Source organism: Caloranaerobacter sp. TR13 (assembly GCF_001316435.1).
In the GTDB taxonomy this organism is placed as follows: domain Bacteria; phylum Bacillota; class Clostridia; order Tissierellales; family Thermohalobacteraceae; genus Caloranaerobacter.
Window position 1 is genome coordinate 23,806 of the sequence record NZ_JXLL01000017.1, and the last position, 11,690, is coordinate 35,495.

Below are 11,690 nucleotides of genomic sequence, written 5' to 3' on the forward strand. Positions count from 1 at the left end.
CTTACATTTTTAGTAACCATTCTTCCATTGGTTCTCCATAAAGAGAATGAGAAATAACTATAGCTCTAGCTTTCGAAGGCGTTACTAATTGATAAGTGTATCTCTCACCATTTGGCATATATATATCTAATAATGGTTCCTTAGAGCAAAGTCCTATACAGCCAGTAGTTTCTAATATTACATTGTCAATATCTGCTTCAACTAAAACTTCCTGCATTGATCTTAGTACTTCATTAGCACCAACACTTACACTGCATATTGAATATCCTAGTACGGCTCTTATTTTCCCATTTTCTCTCTTGTTTTTTATAGCTTCCTCAGCTGATTTCCTTAAATTCTGATAGAAATCATTAAACCTCATATCTGACCCCCCCTTTATTTGCTAAATATAAAATGCATAATTTATGCCAAATAGGTACTAGGTGCTAGGTACTTGGTACTGGAATTGGTGAACAGATGACAGAAGACGGGTAACAGGGAACAAAAAAAGTCAATAGATAATAGCCGACAGGTGAAGATCTATCGACTACTAACTATTGACTTCTAACTGATAACTTCTACTTTTGACTGTTTACTGTAAACTGTCTACTGCTCTTTATAATGCATTACTGCATTTAATCATGCTCTAAAGCATTACTCTTTATATATTTCTGTATCTTTCTTACAACCGTTGACTGATTAACACCTAATACTTTTGCCATCTCATAAGTAGATTTATATTTTCTATATGCTTTTTCAATCAATTTCTTTTCAACTAATTCAACAGCTTCCTTCAAAGGTATTATCCCTTCTATATCTACTTTCTTACAATAATCACTAGTATTTTCTAATAAAAACATAGGTAAATCTTTAACATCTATGACTTCACTTGGTGTAGTAACTACTACTCTTTCAATTAAATTTTCCAACTCACGTACATTCCCAGGCCAATTATAATCTTCAAGAATTCTTTCAACAGTTTTAGATAATCTTTTACTGCATCTATATTTAGAATTAAATATCTCTAAAAAATGATAACATAGTGGAAGAATATCAGTTTTTCTTTTTCTAAGTGGAGGTATTTCTATAGGAACTACATTCAATCTATAGTATAAATCAGCTCTAAACTCTCCTTTTTGCACCATACTATATAAATCTCTATTTGTAGCTGCTATTATTCTTACATCTACATACTTTTCTCTTATTCCTCCTATTCTCATAATCTTTCTTTCTTGTATGACTCTTAATAATTTAACCTGTAAATTTAAAGGAATCTCTCCTATTTCATCTAAAAATAGCGTTCCTTCATGTGCAAGCTCTATAAGTCCTGGTTTTCCTTTCTTTTTTGCTCCTGTAAAAGCACCTGTTTCATATCCAAACAACTCAGATTCAATTAAATTGTATGGTATAGCACCACAATTAATTTTAATAAAAGGCTTATCCTTTCTTGTACTTAAATTATGTATAAAATTTGCAACAATCTCTTTTCCTACACCTGACTCTCCTAAAATCAAAACTGTAGAATCAACTTTTGCTACACTACTTGCTAAACTTAATACTTCTCCAAATTCAATACTGTTAGCTACAATATTTTCATTGTGATATTCTTTGTTATATGTTCTACTTTTAGTCTCTTTATAATATTTTTGCAGCTTCCTAGTTTCTTCTATTTGATCTCTTAATCTATTTAATTCATCTATATCTCTTATATTAGTTACTACCATTTTTATCGAAGAATTACTATCAAATATAGGTGTAGCTGTTGCCAAGTACTCTTTCCCATTATGAGAGTGCTGAATAAAAGATATTCTTCTTTTTTCTTTCAATACTAATAAAGTTGCTGAAGGAAATATAATATTTTTACTTTCTATATCTTTAACAGATTCTTCTTTTTTAGTTTCATAACCTACCATTTTTCTCCACGCTGAATTTGTTTTCAATATTCTACCCTTTCCATCTGTAACTACAAAACCATCATATGATGACTCAATAACTGCTTCTAATTCATCTTTTAAGTTTTCTGTCTCCTTTAATGTTTCAGACAATTGTTCAACTAATTTAGTCTTTTTAGAAATAAGATATGGTAAACACATATCTACTTCTGCAATTCCTTGCAATACAGCTATTGCTTTATCTCTACATGTACTATATCCACATGCACCACAATTTAATTCATCTTCTCTAGTAAATTTATTAGTCATATTTAATATTCTCTGTATTTCATTTTCTGTAGGATAAGGTAATATACTTCTTTTATTCCTATAATATCTTATAAAATCTAATTCTATATTTAGTTTTTTCGTTTTCTTGATACTATCTTTTATATATTCATAAATCTTATTAACTCTTTCATAATAGTTTAAACTACTATCAATCTTAGGCCCATCTATACATCCTCTACACATTAAAACATCAACAAACTTACTTTTAAATTTACCAGCTTTAATAGCATTTATTAATTCAATACAATCATTATCATTGTCTATAACTACACATTCACTTTCTTCCAAATTATATAAAGACTTAAAATTTGCCAATAGCCCTCCTGATAAAGGAAATAGTTTCCCTTCATTGCAATATATACTATCAAAATCCATTTCTTTGGCATTCTCAATATTAATACCTTTAATTGCAAAAATATCTTTTAACTCATCAAACGTAAGTACACTATCTATAATTCCATTAAATTGTGGTTCTAACGCTTCGCACTTTTTTGCTACACAAGGCCCAATAAAGACTATCTTAATATTTTTGTTTTTATGTAGCTTTTTAATAATCTTTCCTGTAGCAATCATAGGTGATACAAATGGCAAAAGATACTTTATCATTTCTGGATAATGCTTTTCTATTAAAGATATAAATGCAGGGCAAGGAGAGCTTAAAAAAAGATTGTTTTCTTTATCTTTAATATGATGACTGATAGCTTTAATAATATACTCAGCACCTACTGCAACTTCCCATACTTCTGAAAAACCGACTTCCTTTAAAGCACCAACTATCTTTTTATAATTATATTTATGAAAACTTACTATAAATGAAGGAGCTATGCAGGCTATAACTGTATCATTTTCTCTTAATATACTAAGCGTTTTCCCTTTACTATCAATAACTATTTTTGCTTCTTGAGGACAACTTTTAATACACTTACCACAATTAATACATCTTGAATAAATTATTTTAGCCTGTCCACTTTCTATTTGTACAGCCTTGGCAGGACAATTCCGAACACAAGAATAGCATTGTTTACACTTATTTTGACTTATACTAATAATATCCTGCATAGATATCGCCCCTTTAATTGTTTTACAATTTCCTATATGTTATAAATAATATGTGTTTTAGTAGATTATTATTATAAATAGTTATTAGTCTTTAACAAAAAAAGACCTTGCCATATATAGACAAGGTCCTTTCAAATATATATTTATCACTATTCTCTCTTTTGTTTTAATGTAGTTACTAAAATTGCAGTAACCACTGTTCCTATTATAATGGCTAATGTATATAACCCTAATCTACTAACTGCATTAGGAATTGGAAGTACAAATATTCCACCATGAGGAACTGCTAATGTCACTTTAAATAACATTGATAATGCACCTGTAACTGCTGAACCTATCATTATAGAAGGTATTATTCTCAATGGGTCTGCTGCTGCAAAAGGGATAGCTCCTTCAGTAATAAAGGATATTCCTAAGAAAAATGCTGCTTTACCTGCTTCTCTTTCTTCTTTAGTAAATTTATTTCTAGCAATAAAAGTAGCAAGAGCTATTCCTAAAGGTGGTGTCATACCTGCAGCCATTACTGCAGCCATTACTGCTGAAGGTTCACCTGTTCCTAGAGTTCCAACTGCAAATGTATATGCGGCTTTATTTATTGGGCCTCCCATATCAAATGCCATCATTAACCCTAATATTAACCCTAATATAATTGCACTACCCTGTTGCAAGTTTTGAAGCCAATTACTAAGACTAGAGTTAAGAGCTGCTGCTGGTTTTCCAATTATATATATCATTACAAGTCCTACTATCAATGATGATAGTAAAGGCAATATAAGCACTGGCATAAGTCCTTCTAATGTCTTTGGAAGTTTAATTGAGTTTTTAAGAAATAAGATAATATAACCTGCTAAGAAACCTGCTATAATTCCTCCTAAAAATCCTGCTCCAATTTGAGATGCTAATAAACCACCTACCATACCTGGTACCAAACCTGGTCTATCAGCTATTGAATATGCTATGTAACCTGAAAGAATAGGTACCATCAATGCAAAAGCTGAACCCCCACCAATTTGCATAAGAGCAGCTGGCAAAGTCCCTTGATTTTTAAATGCTTCAATACCAAAAGCAAAAGATAATGCTATTAGAATACCCCCGGCAACAACAAAAGGTATCATATAAGACACGCCAGTCATCAAATGCTGATAAGCACCTTTTCTTTTTTTCTTTTGCTCTTGTTTTAATTCATAAACTTTGTCTACAAAATCCTTCTTCTCAAGCTTCATAGCTCTTTCAATCAAATTTTTAGCATCCTTAATTGCATCTTGAACAGATGCCTCAATCATTGGTAATTCTTGAAATTTACTTTTATCAACCTTTGTGTCTGCTGCAATTATTACTGCATGTGCTTCTCTAATGTCATCATTTGTTATTTCATTCTCAACTCCAATAGAACCTACAGTTTGAACCTTTATGGATACTCCCATTTCTTTAGCTGCTTTTTGTAATGCCTCAGCAGCCATGTATGTATGGGCTATACCTGTAGGACATGATGTAACAGCTAATAATTTCATTTGCCTTCCCCCTTTTATTTTAATTAGGCATAAAGCCTATATTATAAACCCCTTTAAAAATATCAGCATAACTTTTAGCTTCAATAAGATCCTTATTTTATTTTGTCTATAGCCTGCATTCTTATTGTTTATCAACATTCAATAATTTTTACTTTATCCAATAATTCTTGTATTAAATTATAATTTGGTTCCTTTGTCCCCTCTGTCATTATCTTTGCTGTAGCACTTGCTGTTGCTAATTTTAAAGTTTCATATTCATTTAAATTATTTTCTAATGAATATGCTAAACCAGCTACCAAAGAATCTCCAGCACCCACTGTACTCTTTATATCTACCTCAATAGGAAATGCGTATAAACATACTTCCGATGTAATATAATAAGAGCCTTTGCTACCTAAAGAAATCAATACTTTTTCAATACCTTTTTCAATAAGCTTTCTTCCACTTTCAATGATAGAATGGGTATTTTCTTCACTTACATTAGCTATCTTTTTTAATTCCGATATATTGGGTTTCACGATATGAGGAGCCCCTTCGATCCCCTCTACTAATGGTTTGTCATCTGCATCTAATATTGTTTTTACTTTTCTTTCATTTAATTGTAATATAATTTCCTTATATATATCAGGATTTACACCTACTGGTAGACTGCCACATAATACAACAATATCTCCATCAGTAACACTAGCTAGTAGGCTAGTTATAAATTTGTTTATCTCATCTTGCTGTACTTTTAAACCTTTATCATTAATATCTGTACACATATTGTTATTTTTTTCAACTATCTTAATATTTGTTCTAGATTCTCCTTCGATAATATGAAATTTTGTTTCAATGTCCAGATTGTGTAGATACTCAATAAACATATCTGCATTCTTATTTCCTAAAATACCTGTAGCTGTACTTTTACAACCTAGTATTTTTAAAACTTTTGATACATTAATTCCCTTTCCACCTACATCTGTTCTTGAAAAAATAGTTCTATTTACACTACCTATTTTTAGTTTTTCAAGCACAATAGTCTTATCTATTGCAGGATTTAGGGTAACAGTATATATCACTTTATTTCCCCCTTTTAATGTCTGTAATTATCTCAACTCCCAGCTTTTCATAACTTTTCATTTGATCTTCTGAAAGTTTTTTATTAGTTATAATATAGTCTACATCTTTAATATCACAAATAACCGAAAAGAAAACTTTATCAAATTTAGACTCATCAGCAACTATATATACCTTATTTGCAACACTCATCATCACTCTTTTAACATTTGCTTCACTAAGTTTAGGAGTTGTAATTCCTGAAGTTAAAGAGATCCCATTGGCTCCAATAAATACCTTGTCTACTCTAAATTCTCTTATAGTTCTTTCGGTAATAGGTCCAACAGTAGCCTTTGTAGTTGGCCTTATCACTCCGCCAGTTGTTATTACTTCAATATCATCTCTATTTGACAATTCATAACTTAAAGGAATCGAATTAGTTATTACTGTAACATCTTTAGCAGTAATAAATCTAGCAATATATTGCGTTGTAGTCCCTGAATCTAAAATAATTGTATCTCCATCTTTTATGATGCTTGCTGCTAATTTGCCTATCAACTCTTTCTCTCTTGAATGCTCATCCTGCTTTTGAAGAAATGAAGCTTCAAACTTATTTATATCAGGCCTTACAGCTCCTCCGTGAGTTCTTACTATAATACCTGAACTATCTAACTCATTTAAATCCCTTCTTATTGTGGATTCAGATACACCAAACATTTTAGCTAACTGAGATACTTTAACACTTTCTCCCCGATTAATCATTTCAGCAATTCTGATTTTTCTTTCTTCTGCAAACATAAAAGCACCCCTATGCTCGTTTATTATAATTATATGTTATTGTTTGATTTTTTATGATTGATTATGATTGATTATGATTGATTTAATTTTATAAAATATACATCTAATTGTCAATAGCCAATTCCGTATTTTTTAACGATTCTTGTTAAATATCACTTTCCTTTGCCCAAAAACAGATAAAAATAGTAAATTGAACTTTTGACAAAATAAAAACTCCTAAGATAATGAACTTGGTCATTATTTTAGGAGGTTTGTAATCTATATACACAAAACTATCTAATTATTCTATATTGATGTTCTCATTTATAAACTTTTCTACTTCTTCTGCTGTTGGTAGGTTTAATATGTGCTGCAAAAATTTTTTCATTTCTTTTTGTTCTATATTTGTTATTATCCATCTTGCTCTTAGTATTGATATAGGGCTCATGCTGAATTCATCTAGTCCCATACCTATAAGTATTGGTATTAGTTTTGGGTCTCCTGCTACTTCTCCACACATACCTACCCATATTCCTTCTTTATGTCCATTGTCTATTACCTGTTTTATTAGCCTTAATAGTGCTGGATGGTATTGGCTGTATAGATATGATATTTTTCTGTTTCCTCTGTCTACTGCTGTTATGTATTGAATTAAATCATTTGTCCCTATACTAAAAAAGTCTACTTCTTTTGCAAATATATCTGACATTATTGCCGCTGATGGTATTTCTATCATCATTCCTACTTCTATTCCTTCGCTAAAATTTATGTTTTCTCTTCTAAGCTCTTCTTTTACTTCTTCTAGTATTTGCTTTGCTTGTCTTAGTTCTTCTATGCTTGATATCATTGGGAACATTATTTTTATATTTCCATAAATGCTTGCTCTTAGTAATGCTCTAAGCTGAGTTTTGAAAATTTCTATTCTATCTAGGCAAAGTCTTATAGCTCTGTATCCCAAGAATGGATTCATTTCTTTTGGTAGTTCTAGATATGGTAGGTCTTTGTCTCCTCCTATATCTAATGTCCTTATTACTACTGGTTTTCCTTCTAGCTTTTCTGCTACTTCCTTGTATGCATTAAATTGTTCTTCTTCTGTTGGTAAACTTTTTCTATCCATGTATAAAAATTCTGTTCTATATAGTCCTACTCCTTCTGCATCGTTTCTAATTACTCCTTCTATATCTTTTGGTGTTCCTATATTTGCTACTAGTTCTACTTTAAATCCGTCTTTTGTTATACTTTCTCTTCCTTTTAGCTTTTTAAGTTTATTTTTGTATTTTTGATATTTTTCTTTTTTGTCTTTGTATTTTTTTAATGTTTCTTCGTCTGGATTTATTATTACTATTCCTTCTTCTCCATCTAGTATTACTACGTCTCTATTTTTAACGCTTTTGATTATTCCTTCTACTCCTACTACTGCTGGCAGCTCTAATGTTCTTGCCATTATTGCTGAATGTGATGTTTTGCCGCCTATTTCTGTAATGAATCCAAGCACCTTTTCTTTATCCATTTGTGCTGTATCTGATGGTGTTAAGTCCTCGGATATTATTATTACTTCTTCTTCTAGTTTTGATAAATCTGTTGTTTCTACCCCTAGCAATTCTCTTATTACTCTATTTGATACATCTTTTATGTCTAAAGCTCTTTCTTTCATGTATTCGTTGTCCATGTTTTGAAATATTTCTATAAATGTATCTGTTACTTGTTTTAGTGCTTGTTCTGCGTTTATTTTTTCTGTTTTTATTTTTTCTTCTACTTGTCCAAAGTATTCGGGATCATCTAATATCATCATATGTGCTTCAAATATTTTTGCTTCTTTCTGTCCTATGTTTTCTAGTGTGTGTTTGTATATTGTTCGTATTTGTGTTTTACTCATTTCTCTTGCTTTATTTAGTCTTTTTATTTCATCTTCTATATTGTCTATATTCTTTTTTTCTATTTTTATTTGAGAATCTCTTTTAATTAAAACTTTACCTATGGCTATTCCTGGTGAAGCTGCTATCCCTTTCATCTTTTTGCCTCCTATTCTCCGAAGCTGCTTTCTATTAGCGCTTTAAGTGCTTCTACTGCTTCTTTTTCATCTTCTCCTTCTGATATTATTGTTAATTTATCTCCTTTTCCTGCTCCAATGCTTAATATACCAATTATGCTTTTAGCGTTGTATTCTTTAGCATCTTTTATAATTTTTATATCTGACATATATTTTGATGCTTCTTTTACAAATATACTTGCTGGTCTTGCATGTAATCCTGTTTCATTCTTTAGTGCTACTTCTATCTTTTGCATTTTATCCCTCCTGATATAAATATTGAAGTTCTATTAATTTAAAGCTAATTTGTAAATATTGTTTCTAGTAACTCAATCAGCTTTTCTTCACTATCAATTGTTAAAAGTTCCTGTCTAAAACTTTCGTCCATTAATTTTCTTGATAGTGCTGCTAATAGCTTCAAATGTGCATTTGAAGCTTCCTCCTCTGGTACTGCTAATAAAAAAATCATATGAACTGGATTATCATCTAAAGACTGCCATTCAACTCCATTTTTTGATCTTCCAAACGCAACTGTAGGTACTTTTACTGCATTAGTTTTACCATGTGGTATAGCTACTCCAAACCCAATTCCAGTAGTAGAAAGCTCTTCCCTTTTTAAAACTTCTTCTACATACTCATCAATACTATTTAATCTTCCTTCTTGCTCAATTAGCTTTGCTAATTCAACTATTATTTCTTTTTTGTTAGTTCCATTTATGTCTAGTCTAACAAGTTTACTGTTTATAATTTTATTCATCGTCATCATCCTTCCTAGTTAAAATCGTAAGTATTTCTTTGCTTGTAGAACTATTCCTAATTTCATTTAAAATTTCCTCTTTATCTAATAACGAATAAAATCTCCTAAAAAAGCTCCTTGTTGAATTATCAGTACTAAATTTTAAAGCTAATAAAAATACAATATCTACCTTATCATCCCCCCAATCAATCGGTTTCTTAAGTGTCATAACTGCTATAGTAGGTTCTTGTACATATTCTTGAACTCCATGTGGAATAGCTACCCCTTTACCTACAGCAGTAGAAGTTATTTTTTCTCTTTCTAATGCTGAATCTATAAATTTCAAATCTACATATCCATATTTAACAAGTTGACCAGCTAAAAGTTCAATAACTTTTTCTTTATTATCTATGTCAATATTAGTGTATATAAATCTTTCATCAAATAAGTTATTTATTTTTGAAATACTATTAATGTCTCTCCTAAACCTTTTTGTATTTTCTATGTTTTTAATATACTTTTTTATTCTCTCTATATCTTTTTGCCCTACTATCGGGTTAATATTTATAACTGGTTTTCTACTATAATTAATAGGTATGGTTGAAATTACCATATCGAAATCATTTTGCTTCATCTTTAGAATATCGCGAGAAGAAATTACATTTACTATTTCTAAATCAGGTATCGTCTTTTCTAATCTTGCTGCAACAAGCTGTGCAGTCCCAATCCCACTATTACAAACAATTATTGCCCTTGTTTTTCTATTTAACCTCTCTAAAGCAGCCCCTATATGAATGGCAATATATGCTATTTCTTCTTCATTTACTTTTACACCTAAATATTTTTCAAACAAAACACTAGTAGCCCATGTAGCACCAAATACACTTGGATAGTTATTTTTTATCTCAGTTAATAAAGGATTTCTTAAACTTAACCCATATTTCAATCTGTTTATTGTAGGCCTTAAGTGCAAGGCTAGTCCTACTAGTAATTTTTTATCTGAATTAAAATCAACAGATAATATATTTCCTATCAAAGTAATTATTTCTTTTGCTAAATTTATTATTAAAGGATCTATATTCTCTATAATATTGTCTGCATCATAATCTTTATATTTTCGTTGAACTTTACAACCTAAAATATGTAAAGCTATATATCCTACTTCACACTCAGGTATTTTAATTCCGAATTCTTCCTCTATTCTACTTGATATCCATTTTGCAATCCCAAACTCTTTCTTTTGCTTTATAATAGATAATTGCTTAGAATCCATCTTAATATCTTTATTTTGCTTTAATCTTTCAATACTAATTGCAATATGACCTATTAGCCCTTCATATGCTATATCAGCTAACTGGAACTCCATTTTTTCCTGAGCTTCTATCAATATTTTTTCTATCTTATTTACATCAATATCTGGGAATAATTCTTTGAGCTGTATAAAATTTTCAAAGTCTAATCTGCTATTCGGATAAGCTTCTTTTGCATTCAACATTATATTTTTTAATCTATCATTGTTTTTTAGAATTACAATCAAATCTGATGCTGCTTTTCTCCAATCATTTTCATCTCCAATAATCTCTATTCCATAGTTCTGTCTTTTCTTAAGTTTCAAATTAAACTTTTTCAACCATTTTTCTACTTCTTTTAGATCATTAAAGATAGTACCTTTACTTACATATAATTCATCAGCTAATATTTGCATAGTAACTAATTTTTTTGACTGCAAAAGCCTTTTTATTATATAAAACTTCCTCTCTTCAGATGTATATGGTTGTATATATAATTTACTTTTACTAATGGCTTTTTTTAAAAAATGTTTTCTTTCTTCATTTACTTCGATCCATACTCCTATTCTAGGCTTCTTTATAATCATCGCATCATAATTATTCAAGCAGAAATAATCCTCAAGCTCTTTTAAATCATTTCTTATAGTTCTATTAGATACATTTAATTGTTCAGCTAACTTATTTACAGTTATAGGCTCATCTGAATTTAATAATATGTTTATTATTTCCCAACTTCTTTCGTTAGGAAAATAGTCCATAATAAACACCTCAATCATTTAGTTGTTTAATAAACTTTTATATTAATGTGGTAACCTATAAATATTTGATATTGTCCTTTGTTAAATAATATCATATTTTTATGTTGCTCTCTATATTACAAAGTTTATATTGTTTTACATATTAATGTGGCAATTTTTGTTTAATATAAATAATATAATTGAACATAAGTAAAGGTAGGTATTTTTTAGAATACCTACCTCAACTATGAACAAAGAACCAACAAAAAATAAAAAAATCCGGCAACGACCTACTCTCCCAGGCGGTCTCCCG

The 11,690-nt window shown here is 30.0% G+C and carries 9 protein-coding genes; all 9 read right to left on the minus strand.

The genetic code is table 11. The features are described from left to right. Nucleotide 1: 1 nt before the first annotated feature. On the minus strand, nucleotides 2-361 hold the full coding sequence (locus TR13x_RS09520) for a ferredoxin (protein WP_054871701.1): 360 nt from the start codon (nucleotides 359-361) through the stop codon (nucleotides 2-4). Nucleotides 362-614: 253 nt separating this feature from the next. After that, entirely contained in the window at nucleotides 615-3,260 is a 2,646-nt protein-coding gene (locus tag TR13x_RS09525; protein WP_054871702.1) for a sigma 54-interacting transcriptional regulator, read from the minus strand. Nucleotides 3,261-3,409: 149 nt separating this feature from the next. After that, entirely contained in the window at nucleotides 3,410-4,771 is a 1,362-nt protein-coding gene (locus tag TR13x_RS09530) for a PTS fructose transporter subunit IIC (RefSeq protein WP_054871703.1), read from the minus strand. A gap of 131 nt (nucleotides 4,772-4,902) precedes the next feature. Further along, nucleotides 4,903-5,832, minus strand: coding sequence for a 1-phosphofructokinase (gene pfkB / locus TR13x_RS09535; RefSeq protein ID WP_054871704.1), 930 nt, complete (start codon nucleotides 5,830-5,832; stop codon nucleotides 4,903-4,905). A 1-nt stretch (nucleotide 5,833) separates the two neighbouring features. Continuing rightward, a complete protein-coding gene (locus TR13x_RS09540) occupies nucleotides 5,834-6,607 on the minus strand; it encodes a DeoR/GlpR family DNA-binding transcription regulator (protein WP_054871705.1) in 774 nt (257 codons plus the stop codon). Between the two features lie 280 nt (nucleotides 6,608-6,887). Beyond that, nucleotides 6,888-8,597: a phosphoenolpyruvate--protein phosphotransferase gene (ptsP, locus tag TR13x_RS09545; protein ID WP_054871706.1), complete on the minus strand. Its 1,710-nt coding sequence runs from the start codon at nucleotides 8,595-8,597 to the stop codon at nucleotides 6,888-6,890. An 11-nt stretch (nucleotides 8,598-8,608) separates the two neighbouring features. Beyond that, nucleotides 8,609-8,872, minus strand: a complete 264-nt coding sequence (locus TR13x_RS09550; RefSeq protein WP_054871707.1) for an HPr family phosphocarrier protein — start codon at nucleotides 8,870-8,872, stop codon at nucleotides 8,609-8,611. 44 nt (nucleotides 8,873-8,916) lie between these two features. Continuing rightward, nucleotides 8,917-9,372: a PTS sugar transporter subunit IIA gene (locus TR13x_RS09555; protein ID WP_054871708.1), complete on the minus strand. Its 456-nt coding sequence runs from the start codon at nucleotides 9,370-9,372 to the stop codon at nucleotides 8,917-8,919. Continuing rightward, nucleotides 9,365-11,398, minus strand: a complete 2,034-nt coding sequence (locus TR13x_RS09560; RefSeq protein ID WP_054871709.1) for a BglG family transcription antiterminator — start codon at nucleotides 11,396-11,398, stop codon at nucleotides 9,365-9,367. The genes TR13x_RS09555 and TR13x_RS09560 overlap by 8 nt, the downstream gene beginning before the upstream one ends. Nucleotides 11,399-11,690 lie beyond the last annotated feature (292 nt).